The 15122-nt window shown below is 54.0% G+C and carries 19 protein-coding genes; 8 read left to right on the plus strand and 11 right to left on the minus strand.

Annotated elements, in window-relative coordinates:
- Positions 1-8 precede the first annotated feature (8 nt).
- From EYC87_RS01525 to EYC87_RS01535, 3 genes are all read left to right on the plus strand, one after another.
- Positions 9-461, plus strand: coding sequence for a CheW domain-containing protein (locus tag EYC87_RS01525; RefSeq protein ID WP_279251303.1), 453 nt, complete (start codon positions 9-11; stop codon positions 459-461).
- A 26-nt stretch (positions 462-487) separates the two neighbouring features.
- The gene (locus EYC87_RS01530; RefSeq protein WP_279251304.1) at positions 488-883 is read left to right on the plus strand and encodes a hypothetical protein; all 396 of its coding nucleotides are present in this window, start codon (positions 488-490) and stop codon (positions 881-883) included.
- Positions 884-1132: 249 nt separating this feature from the next.
- Positions 1133-1468, plus strand: a complete 336-nt coding sequence (locus EYC87_RS01535; protein ID WP_279251305.1) for a hypothetical protein — start codon at positions 1133-1135, stop codon at positions 1466-1468.
- Positions 1469-1474: 6 nt separating this feature from the next.
- Here the strand turns inward: EYC87_RS01535 and EYC87_RS01540 are convergent, their stop codons facing one another.
- Positions 1475-2002: a hypothetical protein gene (locus EYC87_RS01540; RefSeq protein WP_279251306.1), complete on the minus strand. Its 528-nt coding sequence runs from the start codon at positions 2000-2002 to the stop codon at positions 1475-1477.
- Positions 2003-2172: 170 nt separating this feature from the next.
- Here EYC87_RS01540 and EYC87_RS01545 point away from each other — a divergent pair, with 170 nt between their 5' ends.
- Positions 2173-4491 carry a putative bifunctional diguanylate cyclase/phosphodiesterase gene (locus EYC87_RS01545; protein WP_279251307.1) on the plus strand — a complete coding sequence of 773 codons (2319 nt, stop codon included), beginning with the start codon at positions 2173-2175 and terminating at the stop codon, positions 4489-4491.
- A gap of 19 nt (positions 4492-4510) precedes the next feature.
- Here EYC87_RS01545 and EYC87_RS01550 read toward each other — a convergent pair whose 3' ends face one another.
- The 3 genes from EYC87_RS01550 to EYC87_RS01560 are packed head-to-tail and all read right to left on the minus strand — an operon-like array spanning position 4511 to position 7225.
- Entirely contained in the window at positions 4511-4849 is a 339-nt protein-coding gene (locus EYC87_RS01550) for a nuclear transport factor 2 family protein (protein WP_007227262.1), read from the minus strand.
- 12 nt (positions 4850-4861) lie between these two features.
- On the minus strand, positions 4862-6001 hold the full coding sequence (locus EYC87_RS01555; protein WP_279251308.1) for an acyl-CoA dehydrogenase family protein: 1140 nt from the start codon (positions 5999-6001) through the stop codon (positions 4862-4864).
- 9 nt (positions 6002-6010) lie between these two features.
- Entirely contained in the window at positions 6011-7225 is a 1215-nt protein-coding gene (locus tag EYC87_RS01560) for an acyl-CoA dehydrogenase family protein (protein WP_279251309.1), read from the minus strand.
- Positions 7226-7480: 255 nt separating this feature from the next.
- Here EYC87_RS01560 and EYC87_RS01565 point away from each other — a divergent pair, with 255 nt between their 5' ends.
- A complete protein-coding gene (locus EYC87_RS01565) occupies positions 7481-8230 on the plus strand; it encodes an SDR family NAD(P)-dependent oxidoreductase (protein WP_279251310.1) in 750 nt (249 codons plus the stop codon).
- Here EYC87_RS01565 and EYC87_RS01570 read toward each other — a convergent pair whose 3' ends face one another.
- Positions 8231-9283 (minus strand): S1C family serine protease, encoded by a 1053-nt coding sequence (locus EYC87_RS01570; protein WP_279251311.1) that lies wholly within the window; start codon positions 9281-9283, stop codon positions 8231-8233. It abuts the gene before it with no gap.
- 3 nt (positions 9284-9286) lie between these two features.
- Entirely contained in the window at positions 9287-10012 is a 726-nt protein-coding gene (locus EYC87_RS01575; protein ID WP_279251312.1) for a DUF1499 domain-containing protein, read from the minus strand.
- Positions 10013-10145: 133 nt separating this feature from the next.
- Here EYC87_RS01575 and EYC87_RS01580 point away from each other — a divergent pair, with 133 nt between their 5' ends.
- Positions 10146-10859: a hypothetical protein gene (locus EYC87_RS01580; protein ID WP_279251313.1), complete on the plus strand. Its 714-nt coding sequence runs from the start codon at positions 10146-10148 to the stop codon at positions 10857-10859.
- On the opposite strand, the gene htpX is transcribed toward EYC87_RS01580, so the two are convergent.
- The 5 genes from htpX to EYC87_RS01605 form a co-directional block, all read right to left on the minus strand.
- On the minus strand, positions 10860-11741 hold the full coding sequence (htpX, locus tag EYC87_RS01585; RefSeq protein ID WP_279251314.1) for a protease HtpX: 882 nt from the start codon (positions 11739-11741) through the stop codon (positions 10860-10862).
- Between the two features lie 3 nt (positions 11742-11744).
- Positions 11745-12068, minus strand: coding sequence for a hypothetical protein (locus EYC87_RS01590; RefSeq protein WP_007227389.1), 324 nt, complete (start codon positions 12066-12068; stop codon positions 11745-11747).
- 78 nt (positions 12069-12146) lie between these two features.
- The gene (locus EYC87_RS01595; RefSeq protein ID WP_279251315.1) at positions 12147-12857 is read right to left on the minus strand and encodes a J domain-containing protein; all 711 of its coding nucleotides are present in this window, start codon (positions 12855-12857) and stop codon (positions 12147-12149) included.
- Between the two features lie 7 nt (positions 12858-12864).
- Positions 12865-13551, minus strand: a complete 687-nt coding sequence (locus EYC87_RS01600) for a VWA domain-containing protein (protein WP_279251316.1) — start codon at positions 13549-13551, stop codon at positions 12865-12867.
- 30 nt (positions 13552-13581) lie between these two features.
- Positions 13582-13770, minus strand: a complete 189-nt coding sequence (locus tag EYC87_RS01605; protein ID WP_279251317.1) for a hypothetical protein — start codon at positions 13768-13770, stop codon at positions 13582-13584.
- A gap of 208 nt (positions 13771-13978) precedes the next feature.
- On the opposite strand from EYC87_RS01605, the gene msrA reads away from it, so the two are divergent.
- Together msrA and EYC87_RS01615 are read left to right on the plus strand one after the other, a co-directional pair.
- Positions 13979-14629, plus strand: a complete 651-nt coding sequence (msrA, locus tag EYC87_RS01610) for a peptide-methionine (S)-S-oxide reductase MsrA (RefSeq protein WP_279251318.1) — start codon at positions 13979-13981, stop codon at positions 14627-14629.
- Positions 14630-14917: 288 nt separating this feature from the next.
- A complete protein-coding gene (locus EYC87_RS01615) occupies positions 14918-15121 on the plus strand; it encodes a hypothetical protein (protein WP_279251319.1) in 204 nt (67 codons plus the stop codon).
- The last annotated feature ends 1 nt before the right edge of the window (position 15122 follow it).

The raw sequence follows: 15122 nt of genomic DNA on the forward strand, positions 1-15122 counted from the left end.
GTGATTCTGTGAGCGAGAAAAAACAGCGAATGTGTGTGCTGTTGCCCTGTGCATCTAACAGGCGGTGGGCCGTCCCACAGAGTTGCCTCGCAGAAATACTGACTCTGCCTGCTCAGGGTGAAACCGCCCCTGCTTGCGTTCAGTGGCGCGGTTTGAGTATCCCCGTGATGGATTTTGGGGCCCAGGGCAAGCTGCCGTTCCGGGACGCGCAAAATGGTACCGGCCTGATCGCGGTTATTCTGGGTGTGCGCGGCTCCGGTTGCGACTACTGGGGTTTGGCGCTGCGCGGCAGTGGGCTGACCGTGAGGCATATTGACGAAAGCGAATGCCAGGATAAGCCAGAGGCTGTGCAGGAGCGCTCTCTGGCGGCATTTGAGCTTGACGGACAAACTTATCAAGTGCCGGACTTGCCCGCATTGCAGGGTTTGGCGACAGAAATGGATTCTGCGGCCTCCGCCTGAGAGGTCGCTGCAGTGGAGTAATAGCATTGGAATTGGATAATGTGGTTGCACAGATTGAAGATGCGTTCGGCGATACCCCACCGTTTACGTCAGCAGACCTGGCTTCGAGTGACCGGGATGTGTTGTTGCGGGTGTTTGGTGACGAGGGTTACCAGGTGTATTTACAGGATCAGGTCAATCGGCAGATTATTCGTGATTACCTGACCAATGCCATGATGCTTGGATTTTTACCTGAGCAAGAGCTGTTTGCGATTCAGGCCATGTTGGGTAGTCAGGAGTCCAGGGCATCACTGTCCCTGCACATGCTAATGAACTCCGTCGAACAAGCCTCCGAACTGGTCGCTAATGGAGGGCCGCCGCCGCTGACACCGTTGGAGCCTGATCCGGGTTCTCCACCTCATATCCGCTTAATACAGAGTTAACGCTTAAAATTCTGGCATCAAAATCTTTAAAAAACCAAAAATTCGCGTTTTTGTGTAAAAAAATGGCCAATAAATGCCATTTCTGACTAATTGCCTAAAATTTTGGCCAAATTCACATTGCTCTCTTTCCCTTTCCGTCCTATAACTTTGGTAACACGTGGGCAGGAGCCTGTGTGCGGTGGATGCGGCCAGTGTACCTGGACAAGGCCACCTTCGAGGGATTGGACAATAATATGCAGGGAGTCAGCCATGTTGACGATTACACCTACAGCAGCACTGAACGGAAGCCCCGATCGCGAACTGGAAGTGTTCGCAGTCATTGAAGGCAAGAAAGTTTTCCTTCCGGAAGATGCCAACTACATCATGCAGGACCGCCGCGGGCTTTGGTATTACAGCTCACGGAAGCCGCGCCCTAAAGAGGGTGATTGGACGCCAAACAAAACCAGCATTTCCTGCAAAAGCGATGGCGGTTATGTGCGAGCGCTGAAAACGGAAACGGTCCAGCCCTGGCTGGATACCTGCCAGCGCACTGTGCGCATGGTGACCGGCAGCTCCTCAGCAGAGCGTCGTCCAGCCGATATTTAGATTCAGCTATATGGCGACATCGCGGTCAATTTCGGTCCGTGATGACGCCAGCCATAGGTCAAGCTGATTGACCTCTGACGCCAGAATAGCCGTAAATTGCCGTTCCAGTTCCCGGTAGGCTTCTTGCCATGGACCCAGGTGCATTAGCATGTTGCAGCGTTGGCGCAGCGGCATGCTGTCTGGCAATTCAAGAGGATTCATTTGTTGATTGCGAAAACCGCAATTGAGCACTGTGGCAATCACTTCATTGTTTCGATTGTCACGCAACTCCCCTTCAAATTTCCTCAGGTGCATGCTGAGACGTTCCCGCGCCGGGAATTGCCGGTCGCAAATACAGTTGTGTACCCAGATTGGCAGCTCTAACGCTAGCTGCGCCTTCAGTGCTGGGCGATCCTGCTGTTGACAGGGTCGCGGACCTGCAGGCGGCAGTGCTCGGCTCATCGTGAGGTCTGACCGGTTGCGAAAACCCAGTGGTGCGAAAGAGTCCATGCGTGCCCCCACCAGAGCCACGTGCGTCATTTGAAATTCAGACATATGTTTGTACGTGCCAATCAGGAATACCCGACAATTCAAGCACAGGCCTGTTTATCCGCTCTACAAAAAATGGGCAATAAGTGCAGTCAGCTGACTTGGGGTTTTGCGCTTGATAACACATACTGTACGGGCGCGCGATGCGCTGAATCGTCTGGGGTGAGTGAGAAAGCGTGACCATAGCCGGAAGAATAAACGCAATGGTGGTCGCCATTGTAATCACCATGAGTATGCTGGTCAGTGGCTTTGCGAGTGTGCGCGAGTACCGCCTGGAGCGTGATCGCTTGCTGGAGTTGCTCACCGATGAAGTGGTACGCCGCCCTGATCTTTCCCTGTATCTTTATTTCGACAATGACCAGGCGCTGCGCAGCACCCTGCTAAGCCTGGTGAGTCCATCACCCGTGCAGTACGGCATTGTTTACAGAGCCCAAGGTGGTCTTGTCATGCGCGTCCCTGATGACCCTGGGCTAGGTGTTCCGGACATACCGACGTTGCGAGAGGGCCTGTCTGCTGCTGATAACGGTCTCAGGAGTCTGGACGGGCAAGGTGAGTCGGTCAGTAGCGGACTACCGGGCGCATTGATGGGCGCTGATCGTTACTTTCACTTAACGCTGCCGATCACCTCCGCTGTTAATCCGCTCAGCGAGAAAGTGAGCCAGGAAGCGTTTTTACTTGCCGCAACCAGGCCTGAAGCCGAAAAAATTCGCCACGTAATTGGCTATCTGCACCTGGCTGTGAACCAGCGCGGCTTGTTATTAGAGGTTCTTCCTGGCATCGCTTGGGTGGTGGCGGCATGCGTTACTTTTGCCGTGCTGTGCCTGATGCTCAGTCTATCCCTGACCCGACGAATTACCTCGCCAATTTCGCGTTTGGCCAAGCTCGCTGACGGCATCGCCTCTGGCAAGCTGGAGGAACCAGTAAAAGTCACTGGAGGGGGTGAGGTCGAGGAGATTGCGGCCATTCTCAATGGGGTGATAACGGGCATAAGTAATTACAAAAAAGAAATGGATGTAGATCACCAACTGTTAAGTATGAAGGTGGAAGAGCGCACATCACAATTGTCCAAGCGAAACCAGGAGCTCAATACAGCTGTAAAGCAAGTCACTCGAACAAAAAACCGTTTGCGAAAAATGGCTTATTACGACGCACTCACCTCTTTGCCTAATCGACGTTTATTTACCGAGCAGTTGTCGCTACTGCTAAAGCTCGCGCAGCGTAATAAGCAAACCCTCGCTTTGCTGTTTCTGGATCTGGACAACTTCAAACGGATTAATGATTCTCTGGGCCACAGCGCGGGAGACCTTTTGTTGCGCGAAGTGGGTCAACGACTTTCAAAGTGCGTTCGAGACAGTGACGTAGTGGCGCACTATGCTGATCCTACAGCGGAGATTGATGTGTCACGCCTTGGCGGCGATGAATTCACAGTGGTGCTCAATGATTTGGATGCACCTGAGTCGGTCGGGGTGGTGGCAGAGCGTTTAATACTGGCACTTTCTGAGCCGATGTTAATAGATGGTCATGAACTGGTGATTACACCCAGTATCGGCATTGCTATAGCACCGGAGCATGCTAATGAAGTTGAAGGCCTGCTGAGATGTTCTGACACTGCCATGTACCACGCCAAGGCCTCCGGCAAGAGTACTTATTTGGTGTATGAATCCAGCATGGAGGAGGCGGGACTTGATCGTCTCACCCTCGAAAATGATTTACGCAAGGCGATGGACAATGATGAGCTGGTGCTTTTTTACCAGCCCCAGGTGGACACCCGCAGCGGCAAGGTCATGGGCGCCGAAGCCCTGCTGCGCTGGATGCACCCGGAGCAGGGGTTGATTCCACCCTTTAAATTTATTCCTCTGGCGGAAGAAATGGGTTTAATCGGGGAGATGGGAGATTGGGTTATTCGCGAGGCCTGCAAGCAGGTACAAACCTTTGCCAAGAAAGGAGTTTCTCTGCCCAAGGTTGCGGTGAACGTATCCGCGTTGCAGTTCACATCCAGTTTCACCCGGCGTGTGAAATCCATACTGGAGGAGTTGGCTGTAGATCCTGCGACCCTGGAACTCGAACTCACCGAGGGTGTGGTAATGGGAGACACCAATGCTTCGGTACAGGCCCTGGCCGAGCTAAAGGATCTCGGGGTGAGCCTGTCTATTGATGACTTTGGTACCGGCTACTCCTCCCTTAGTTACTTGAGCCGATTTCCTCTGGATGAGTTGAAAATTGACCGCAGCTTCGTCATCGAAGCTAACAACAGTGAACAGGGTGCGAGCCTGGTGCGAGCGATAATCGCGATGGCCCAGAGCCTGGGTTTGGAGCTGGTGGCAGAGGGCGTGGAAACGGATGAGCAGTATGAGTTTATGACCACAGCGGGAGCGCATGTTATTCAGGGCTATATGTTCAGCCAGCCAGTGCCGGCAGAAAAATTAGAGCCTTTATTGGCGCCCTGGCATTTTCAGCAGCAGATTGCCCAACTGGAATCTCGCATCCATCGCTAGGCCGCAGGGAGTTCTGCAATTAACCCCAATAAGCCTTCATCGACTGTACTTTACCTTCAGCGTTGAACTCGAACACATCAATGGGCGAAATATCTACGCCCTCCATCAATACCTTGAATGGGAAGGCAGCTGCATTGCCAGCACAGCGCACATCGCCTGACAGGGCGATTTTGGCACCGGTGGCAAAAGCCACTTCATAAAAGCCGACAATAGCCTCAATACCTACGTAGGGCTCGCTGCCGACCGGGTCTTCCACCACTGCATCGTCGGCGTAGATTTCGCGGATCAGGTTCATGTCCGCACCACTAAACGCATCCATGTACTTGTTGACTGCCGCGATTTTTTGCTCGTTGTCCATAGCGTTGTCCTGTTAGTAGCCACACAGCGTGGCATAGCGATTCTTGTGAAATCCGGTATCGCCGAAAATTTGCATAGCTACCCGGGCGCGTTTGAGGAAAAAACCAATTTCCAACTCATCGGTAACGCCAATACCACCGTGCATCTGCACCGCCTCGTTAGTGGCTAACTTAGACAGCTCGTTGAGCTTGGCTTTGGCCAGGCTGGCGAGTAAAGGCAGTTGTTCTGGAGCTTCATCTACCGAAAATAGGGCCTGCAAGATGACCGAGCGACACAGTTCAATGTCTGCTTGCATCTGCGCTGCGCGATGCTGAAGTGCCTGAAAACTGCCGATCAAGGCACCGAACTGTTCTCTTTGCTTGAGGTATGCGACCGTGCGATCAAAGGCTTCCAGAGAAAGTCCCATCATTTCTGCAGCCAGTGCTACACGGCCTCGATCCAGTACCGGATCCAGGATCTGCCATCCCTCATTGAGCTCGCCGACCAGGGCATCGGAGTTCACACTCACTGCGTCTAGGGTAATGTTTGCAGCATTACGACTATCAACCATGGTCGTGCGTTGCACGCTGACACCGCTAGCACTGCGATCAACTAGGAACAAACTAATCCCGTCGGTAGACTTTTTGTCGCCGGAAGTGCGGGCAACGACTATAATTTTGTCGGCACTGTGACCGTCCAGAACTAGGGTTTTTTGGCCAGAAATAAGGTACTTGCCATCGCTATAGGTCGCGGTTGTCGCAATGTGAGTCGGGCGATGATGATGTGTTTCTTCGAGCGCCAGCGCGAGGGTAAGTTTGCCGCTGGCAATTGCTGGCAGCATAGTTTCCTTTTGCTCATCGCTGCCTCCCAATAGCAGAGTTGATGCGCCGACAACTGCGGAGGCAAAAATAGGAGAAGCAAGCAAAGTGCGTCCGGTTTCTTCCATAATCAGTCCGAGGCCGGTAAAACCAAAATCAAGGCCGCCATACTGTTCGGGCAAAATAATGCTGGCCCAACCAAGCTCTGCCATGTTTTGCCAAACCTCAGGGTCGTAGCCCAGTGCGCTGCGCTCGTCGCGGAGTTTGCGCAGTGACTCTACCGGCGCATTGTCAGCCAAAAAGTCGTGAGCGCTGTCACGCAGTAAGCGTTGTTCTTCTGTGAGTACCAGAGCCATACTTTTCTCCTATGACTGGGGCAGTTGCAGAACGTTCTTGGCGATAACGTTCAGCTGAATTTCGGAAGTGCCACCGGCAATCGTCATTATCTTGGACATGGCCCACAGGCGCAGGGTGTCGATTTCGGATTTTGAAAAACCATCGCCTTCCCAGCCCAGGCCCTGGCTACCCATGATGGCCAGTAGTAGCTCGCTTTTAGTCACTTCCGCTTCAGTGCCCACATACTTCATGACCATTGGCGCTGCACTGCGGACACCTGCGATCTTTTCTTCAAAGGTGCGAAAGTGGGTGAGTCCGATGGCATGCATGTTCATGTCGTAGTCAACCAGGTCAGAGCGCAATTGTGAGTCGGCTATTTTTCCGTGCTCGAAATCCAGATACTCGCGTGCAGCGGCATTGGGAACAATAACTTCGCGCGGGGAGTCACTGCCGATCTCTGACATTAACTTGCGCTCATGCACCAACAATTCCTTGGCAACACTCCAGCCCTTGTTGAGTTCGCCGACCAGGTTTTCCTTGGGTACTTTCACATTGTCAAAAAAGGTCTGGCAAAATTCCGACTCCCCACTGATCAAACCGATAGGGGTAGTGCTAATGCCAGGGTCGTCCATGTCAATGAGTAAAAAGCTGATCCCCTCCTGTTTCTTGGCATCAGGATCAGTGCGCACCAGGCAAAAAATCCAATCGCATTTGTCCGCCGCAGTGGTCCAGATTTTGCTGCCGTTGACCAGGAAGTGGTCGCCTTTGTCTTCGGCTCTACACTGCAAACTGGCCAGGTCAGAGCCAGAGCCTGGCTCCGAGTAGCCCTGTGCCCAGCGCGCTTTGCCGTCAATGATCGCTCTGATGTGTTGCTGCTTTTGGGCTTCGTTGCCAAATTCCAATAGTGCTGGGCCCAGCATCCAGATGCCGAGTCCGTAAAGTGGAGTGCGGGCACGAATAGCCCTCATCTCCTCCTTGATGATCTTGCTGTGCTGTGCAGTGAGGTCTCCACCACCATATTGCGTGGGCCATTCGGGGCCAATCCAGCCTTGATCGCGCATGCGTTCAAACCACAGCTTTGCATCTTCGCTGGGGAACTCGGCATTGCGACCACCGTAGTATTGTTCCTCGGGGGTCATTGGTTGGCGCTGCGACTGTGGGCAGTTTTCTTCCAGCCACTGGCGCGCTTCACTGCGAAACTGCTCTAGGTCCTGCAAGCTTTCTCTCCTGACGGGGGCGTTCATAGACTCTCCGCAATGATGGGACGGCGGATGGCAATTCGCTAGTTTACGCCCGCAGCCCTTCCTCTTTGAAGTGGTCTCAGGGTACTCGTGCACCATCGCTTGGCAATGGCTTAATAAGTCAGCCCGAATGACAATATGAGACAGTCCTTAGCGCTCAATCTATCGGTGTTTGCGGGTATAGTGCGCCATACCGGTAAAGTTGACGCTTAACGCGTCGCCGGGCACATTAAATTCATTATCAACAGGGAGTTAGGCATGCAGCGTCTGACGGGAAAAGTGGTTCTGGTAACAGGCGCCGGCAGTGGAATTGGACGCGCTAGTGCACAGCGAGCTGCTGCCGAGGGGGCAGCTGTATGTTGTCTGGACATAGATGGGACGGCTGCAGAAAATGCAGCCCAGGCAATTAACCGGTCCGGCGGACAGGCGATATCGGGGGCATGTGATGTCGGTGACGAAGCTGCAGTCCAGACTTGTGTAGCGGACTGCGTCGCGCAACTCGGTCACCTTGATGCGCTGGTTAACATGGCGGGGGTTCTGCGTTTTGATGATACCGAGCAATTGAGTCGTGACAGCTGGCAGCGGGTGATCGATGTCAATCTCACCGGCACCATGCTTTTAAATCGTGAGGTGCTGCCCCATCTGGTGAAATCAGGTGGCAGCATTGTCAATGCGGCGTCCACGGCCTCACTGGCGGGTTTGCCCTGCGGGGTGGCTTATTCCGCCAGTAAGGGCGGCGTGTTGGCGATGACTCGCAGCATCGCTGTCGAATACGCCAAGCGCGGTGTGCGAGCCAACTGCGTCTGCCCTGGCGATATCAAGACAGATATGACCAAGGGCATCGAATTCCCTGATTCAATGGACTTCACCCTTATGTCGCGCATTTCCTCACTCAGCGGACCCAAAGACGCGGAAGTAGTGGCGGGGGTAATCGCCATGCTGATATCTGCCGATGGTGCCCACATTACTGGAGAAGATATTCGAGTCGATGGCGGCACCTTGTCCTGATTACTGCGACTCAGTTAACTCCACTTCAAAGTTAAGCGTTTCGTCTTTACGGAGGGTTTTGATGGTGACCTTGTCGCCGGGTTCGTAATTTTCCAGTATGGACAGGTAGTCGTCACTGCTCCGAACTTCCTTGTCTTCGATATGGGTGATAACGTCCCCCAGCTCGATTTCCCGGCTGCCAATTTGACGCGCCCCCTGTAGGCCGGCTTTTGCCGCAGGGAGTCCTGGATAGACGTGCACGATAGGCACGCCTTCAATGCCGTAACGGCGAATCCAGCGATCGCTTGCTAATTCGACGCCAATGATGGGATGCAGGACCTTGCCATAGGAAATAAGTTGCGGAATAACGTCCTTGATGATGTTGACCGGAATGGCGAAGCCAATGCCAGCGCTGGCTCCACTGGGGCTGTAAATGGCGGTATTTACCCCTACCAGTTGCCCCAGCGAATTAAGTAAAGGTCCACCCGAATTCCCCGGGTTAATCGCCGCATCAGTTTGGATAACGCCTCGAATGGTGCGCCCGCTGGGTGCTTGAATCTCACGCCCCAAAGCGCTGACCACTCCGGTGGTTAGAGTGGTATCGAGTCCGAAGGGGTTGCCAATTGCGAGTACTTTACGTCCGACCGAGAGCTCGGACGAATCACCCAGGGGCAAACTCTTCAGGTCTTCGGGAGGGTTCTCTATTCGCAGCACCGCCAGGTCTTTTTCCGGGGCAACTCCCACTACCTGGGCATTAAATTCGCGCTGGTCGCCCAGGGTTACGATGAGTCGATGCGCCCCGGATATCACATGAAAATTAGTGACGATGAGCCCACTATCATTCCAGACGAATCCGGTGCCAGAGCCCCGGGGAATTTCCTGAACGTTAAGGGAAAACAGGCTGCGGCGCAGTGCGGTATTCGTCACATAGACGACTGAGGGGCTGGCTCGACTAAAAATCTCAGTTGAGTTTTTTTCATCTTCTGTAGCGAAAGTCAGGTAGTCGGTTTCCTCTGCTGTCAGGGGCAGGGAGGCGCAGAGTAGGCAGCTCAGCAAAAACAAGGTGTGACGCACGAGCTATTCCTGCTGTTGGTACATAGCGATAAACTGACGAATTCGCGCTGCGTTGGCACCCAGGTCGCTGACACCGACGCGAGACACTGAACGAATGTCCATCAGTGTGCCGCTTGCGTTGGTGCGCAGGCGAATAACAATGTCGTCTTTGAATCCCATGATCGCCGTGCTGTCGACCGCTTCTATGAACCCATCATTGAGGTCTTCACGGTAGATTTCCCAGCCCAGTTGATTGGCGTTGGCCATCGCCTTCTCGAACACCACTTCAATTGAATCGGTCAACACTACGGTCTGCAGATCCGGGTAGGCCGCCAGTTGTGCATCAATGGTTTCGGGATCTAGCGCCAGGCTGTTGCTGTCGTTACCCCTGAGCTTGACCGCCGCGCTGAAAGCAGGGGGGTCCAGCGTGTCGGTAGTGATATCGTGAATAGCTGGATTATCACCGCCCCCTCCCAGCAGGGAGAGCAGCAATACGGTGCCCGGCACTGTAAACAGCGCTCTCAGGCGAACGTCTCTGCGCCACTGGGCAAATCGTGGAAGAAATGAAACCAGCACTGCCAGTAATAGAATCACGACAGAGCCAAGGCAGCTCAGGGCATACAGTAGCAGGCCCTGCTCCCACGCACCGGCGCGCACGGTGAGAACCGCCAATGGTATTGTCACAAAAAAGCAGATCGCCAGATAACCAATCCAGTTAATCAGGCCCGGTTTACTCGTTGTACCCGTCATTAGAGACTCCAGTGTTGTCGATATCGGTATAAGAATACTACCGCCAAGCCACTCTGGCGATCCAGTCCGTTGAGACTCTCGCGCGCTTTTGTTTTACTGGAGCCGGAACCCATTATTTCAAGGGCAGGCGCGCATGGAAAAATTGATCTATCCCCTGTGGAAACCAGAGCGTGTTGATAGCGACGCGTTTCGCGATGACCTATTGCTCAAGGCGCAGGCTTGGACTGCGTTTGCGGGGGTGCGAGGGTTGCGCGTCTCGGTCGCTGATACGGCCGTTGCAGCAGGTGAACAAAGGCGTATGGCAGCGATGAAGCCGCTCCCGGATGGCCTGCTTTCGGTTTGGCTGGATGCGGCTATAGCCGAGCGAGCAACGATAGAGGCAGCGTTGGATAAAGTGGTGTCCAGGTTTCATTGCTATCTTGTTACAGAGGCAGAACCTATTCGCAATAGCCTGCATCCGGCTGCGCCTGGTGAGCGAGTGCACGGCATGTGCCATGTTGTGTTTCTGCAGCGGCCGCCGCGCCTTACCGAGGATGAATGGCTGGCGATCTGGCAGGGCAGCCACACCCGAGTGGCTATTGATACCCAGTCGACCTTCGGTTACCGGCAGAACGTGATAGTGCGAGGTTTGAGTTACGCCGCTCCACCTCTGCATGCGATGATCGAGGAAAACTTTCCAGAGCAAGCCATGGCGTCTCACTATGCTTTTTACAACGTGGAAGAAGGCGATGACGAGGGCATGGCAAAAAACGCTGGCGCTATGATGGAGAGTGTCAGCCGCTTTATCGACTTCGATCGTATCGATGTCATACCGATGAGCGAATACCTGTTTAAAAGCCCCGCTTGATCAGGCGCATTGTAGTGCCCTGATGCGATCTTCCAGTGGCGGGTGGGAACGACGTAGCCCGGCGACGCCTTGTTTCAGCTGCTCGCTAATCCCAAAGGCAGTGAGTTCCCCCGGTAAATCCTGAGGTAAACCCTGCTCTTCGCGCAGGCGTTGCAGTGCGGCGATCATATGTGCGTTGCCCGCCAGTTGCCCGCCAGCGGCATCTGCCCGGTACTCCCGCCACCGGGAAAACCAGAACACAATCATGCTTGCCAGGAATCCCAGTACCAGTTCAGCCACAATGGTGACCACGAAATAGCCAATGCCATAACCTCTTTCGGTTTTGAAAACCACCCTGTCGACGGTATGGCCGATAATTCTGGCGAGGAACATGACGAAGGTATTGACCACTCCCTGAATCAGGGTGAGAGTTATCATATCGCCATTGGCGACGTGGCCTATTTCGTGTGCCATAACCGCCCTGGCTTCTTCGGGGCGGAATCGTTGCAGTAGTCCCGCACTTACCGCTACCAAAGCGTTGTTGCGGTTCCATCCAGTGGCAAAAGCGTTGGCCGCCTGTGACGGAAAAATGCCGACCTCGGGCATGCCGATACCCGATTGTTCTGCCAGTTCACGCACCGTGTCCAGCAACCACTGCTCCTCGCGGCTTTGAGGCGTTTCGATAATGTGTATGCCGGTGCCTCGCTTGGCCATCCACTTAGAGAGGAATAGAGAAATAAGAGAACCTCCGAAGCCAAACAAAGCGCAGAAGATCAGCAGTCCTTGCAAGTTCAGGTCCACCCCATTGGCGGCAAGTATGCCGTCCAAGCCAAGCAGGTTGAAAATGATGCTGACGAGCACCAGCACCGCCATATTGGTTCCCAAAAACAGCAAAATACGCATGGATCAGGAGACTCCGTCAGGGCTCAAGTGGGCCAGTTCGTTGGCATCTGCTGGCAGCGGTTCTTCGGTCGACTCAGGTTCTTCTTCAAAACAGGGAAGGGGGATCTGACTGGGCTCTATCACCGGGTTGCCGCGCTCATCAAGCTCAGCTGCAACAGCCTCCCCGCGTAACTCAATATCCTTGGTAGAAAGTTCAAACAGCGTGTTGATGGCCTCATCCTCGTGTTTGGCCCGCAGCACTGTTTTTGGATCGCCTCCGCTCACCCACTGTTTGCTCTTGGCCCAGTAGTGTCCATGTTGATTGCGGATAACAAAAACGTTGGTCATTGCGTGTAATGTCCTTGCAGGTAAGTTGGCGGCAAGCTTAAGCGCTGCCCTGCGGTAATGCCAGAGATCTCCGCAGGCTCAGCCCACAAGTAAGTCTTTGGCCTGATTGATTTTAGCGGCCAGGTAGTCATTGCCACCGCGGTCCGGGTGTAGCTTCTGCATCAGGGTTCTGTGTGCAGCAATAATATCGTCCTTTTCAGCGGCGTCATCCAGACCGAGCACTGCCAGTGCTTCTTTGCGGCTCATGCCAGAGCTGGTGTTCGCTGACGCTTGCTGCGCGCCAAATTCGGTTTCACCGGGAAAGCGCTGCTGTAGATAACTGTCCAACAACTGCACAGAGTCAGCGTCTTCCTGTTGGCAATAAGCCAATAACTGCTCCAGTTGCTGGCGCTCCATGTCTGCCAGGTGCCAGCCCTGATATTGCCCCTTCAGTACTTCACCCGATAGTGCGCCACTGTCGTGATCCAGCTGCATGGAAAGAATGGCGCTGGCCACGGTTGAGTGCTGACCGGCACTCGGTGAACTTCGACCGAATTTAGAGGCCAGCATGGGGAAAAAACGCAACAGCGTGGGCGCCAATTGTCTAAAGGCGACTAGAAGTGCGGTTAGCGCGACCCCAATCCAGTGCATTTTGCCCGCAAGGGCTAAAATGATGACAGCGACTACCGCAATGCCCAGGCCTAATTTGATGTACTCCCCACGCCGTTTATGCGGCGGCGCAGCCTGGGCGCGCTTGAACAGGATAAAAAGTGCGAAGGCGATAGCCGCCAGCAGGATTATTCGAGGCACAGGTCTCTCAGTGTTTTAGTTGCTTAAGTAGCAGTTTAGCACCCTCAGTGCCCTGCTGTTCAAGTGCCGTGAGGCCGCCTGAGGCAAAACCGGCAACCGCTCCCAGCAGCGAGGCCAGGGTACTAGAGCTGTTGCTGTCGAAGCTGGCCCAGGCGCCTTTGCTCAGGCTGGCCATGCTGGTAAAGCAGTGTTTGGCGTCGGCTAGCTGGCCCTCCTGAAAGATGAACAAAGGCAGTTTGAGCATGCCACATTGCCCTGCCAACTGGCACAGCGTATCCGCGTTTTCTTCCAATGCATCGCCGATGAATACCAGGGCTTTCAGGGAATTTTTTTGGTGTTCTGAGAGGGCGTGACGCAAGAGTCGTTCTATCTGGGTGTGGCCCCCTTCGCAGGAAACCTGGGACATTTGTCGTGCCAGTTTTTCGGAATCGGTGGTCCATTGAGCCGCTTTAAAGTCAGCAAATCCGCGAAAATAGCACAGCTGCACGCACAGGGTGTTGTCTTGCTGAGCAGCCACAAACATTTCCCGTTGCAGATGACTTGCCTGATCCCAGGTGGGTTGTCGGCTTGCAGTGGCGTCAATGGCGAATATCAGGCGGGGCTGCTGCTCGCGGACAGTGGCGATGTTCTTGCTCTTGCGCAGGAAGCTGTCTATTTCAGTACGCGAAGAGCGTCGGGAGGGGAGTCGTGCCATGTTTTTAGCTGCGCCCCTGGGCGCGTGCACTCAGCGGTTAGACTGGAGTTTACCTTTGCGGGTTAATTCTTCCAGGTAGTGCCTGCGCGCGGTGAGTTCTTCAATGGCGGCGGCCAGTTGAGTGTCGGTGACCTTCGCTTCACGCTGCTCGTTCACCAGCTGCCAAAGCTTGCGGCTGCAGAGCTCACTGGCATTAAATTCATTACTTTGTGTAGTCATTTTTCTCTCTATTTTTTTACACCCGGTAGCTGATTAAGTCTGGGCCAAACGTCTCGTCGGTGGACGATTTTGGCTTTATCCATGTATATGACAGGGATGTGACGGGGTCTAGCCGGCGGGTCCGGCGACTTGAATTTTGTGCCGGTAAGGGTGTCTACTCTATCTCAATCAACCAATAATGCAAATCTGTCTTAATTCTGGAGCTGAAATGACCCTTTTCGATATTCGTAAAAAGCGCGCAATCCCTACCACTGAAACTGCTTTGCCCGGGAGACCAGAGGCCATGCCGGTGCCTGCCAGTCATTATGTGAACGGTAACACCTTGGCAGGCCCCTTCCCGGAAGGTCTACAATATGCCGTCTTCGGTATGGGCTGTTTCTGGGGTGTGGAGCGAATGTTCTGGCAACTGCCGGGCGTATACTCCACCGCTGCCGGCTATGCCGCCGGAGTCACGCCCAATCCTACTTATCAGGAGGTGTGCAGCGGCAGGACCGGTCATAACGAAGTAGTACAAGTGGTTTATGACCCGGCGAAGATAAGCTATCAGCAGCTGCTCCAGACCTTTTGGGAAGGACATAACCCTACTCAGGGTATGCGTCAGGGCAACGATATGGGCACGCAATATCGTTCGGGAATCTATACCTTCTCGGACGAACAACTCGAGCTGGCGCAAAACTCAAAGCTCGAATTTCAGGGCGCGGTCTCCAAGGCTGGATACGGCGAGATTACTACCGAAATTTTGCCAGCCCCCGAATTTTACTACGCCGAAGACTACCACCAGCAATACCTTGCGAAAAACGTGAACGGGTACTGCGGGCTTGGAGGAATCGGGGTCAGCTGTCCGGCTGGCGTGATCTGATTAGAAGTCGCTGTCGAATTCATCGAGCCTCGGCTCGCTCTGCGATGCTGCATCAGACGCGTCGCAGTGCCCCTTGTGGTGGCGGTTGCATCCACAGTCTTCCATGATTTTCGCAACGCCGAACATCATTAAAGGTACTTACTGGCAAGCGTTATCGATTGAGTAAATAAGAAGTTGAGAACTGGGAGTTTGGATTCAAGCTGGATTTTTTGGATAGACGCTTAAGAATCAACAGCGCTATCTTCAATATGGATTACACAAACCGCCAGTTGCAGAACCGGCCTGTGGTTGGCAGATGAACAGTTCGAGCTGAGTGGTCGTATTGGCTGGGTTTCGCCAGAGGGCAAGTGGACCGGGGGGCTTTATGGCACCAACCTAACTGATGAGGACTATTTTATTGGTGGGACTGCGCTGGTGGAATCATCGGGTATTGGCGGCTTTGTGCCGGTGGCACCGCGCATGTACGGGTTGGAATTGCAGTACAACTTTTAAG

The sequence above is a fragment of the Candidatus Seongchinamella marina genome, from assembly GCF_026262685.1.
Taxonomy (GTDB): Bacteria; Pseudomonadota; Gammaproteobacteria; order Pseudomonadales; family Halieaceae; genus Halioglobus; species Halioglobus marinus.

Coding starts and splice junctions, on each gene's coding strand:
- msrA (WP_279251318.1), top strand. CDS start 13,979: ATGACCCTTTTCGATATTCGTAAAAAGCGCGCAATCCCTACCACTGAA.
- EYC87_RS01575 (WP_279251312.1), bottom strand. CDS start 10,012: ATGACGGGTACAACGAGTAAACCGGGCCTGATTAACTGGATTGGTTAT.
- EYC87_RS01560 (WP_279251309.1), bottom strand. CDS start 7,225: ATGAACGCCCCCGTCAGGAGAGAAAGCTTGCAGGACCTAGAGCAGTTT.
- EYC87_RS01580 (WP_279251313.1), top strand. CDS start 10,146: ATGGAAAAATTGATCTATCCCCTGTGGAAACCAGAGCGTGTTGATAGC.
- EYC87_RS01540 (WP_279251306.1), bottom strand. CDS start 2,002: ATGTCTGAATTTCAAATGACGCACGTGGCTCTGGTGGGGGCACGCATG.
- EYC87_RS01605 (WP_279251317.1), bottom strand. CDS start 13,770: ATGACTACACAAAGTAATGAATTTAATGCCAGTGAGCTCTGCAGCCGC.
- htpX (WP_279251314.1), bottom strand. CDS start 11,741: ATGCGTATTTTGCTGTTTTTGGGAACCAATATGGCGGTGCTGGTGCTC.
- EYC87_RS01590 (WP_007227389.1), bottom strand. CDS start 12,068: ATGACCAACGTTTTTGTTATCCGCAATCAACATGGACACTACTGGGCC.
- EYC87_RS01555 (WP_279251308.1), bottom strand. CDS start 6,001: ATGGCTCTGGTACTCACAGAAGAACAACGCTTACTGCGTGACAGCGCT.
- EYC87_RS01565 (WP_279251310.1), top strand. CDS start 7,481: ATGCAGCGTCTGACGGGAAAAGTGGTTCTGGTAACAGGCGCCGGCAGT.
- EYC87_RS01600 (WP_279251316.1), bottom strand. CDS start 13,551: ATGGCACGACTCCCCTCCCGACGCTCTTCGCGTACTGAAATAGACAGC.
- EYC87_RS01535 (WP_279251305.1), top strand. CDS start 1,133: ATGTTGACGATTACACCTACAGCAGCACTGAACGGAAGCCCCGATCGC.
- EYC87_RS01550 (WP_007227262.1), bottom strand. CDS start 4,849: ATGGACAACGAGCAAAAAATCGCGGCAGTCAACAAGTACATGGATGCG.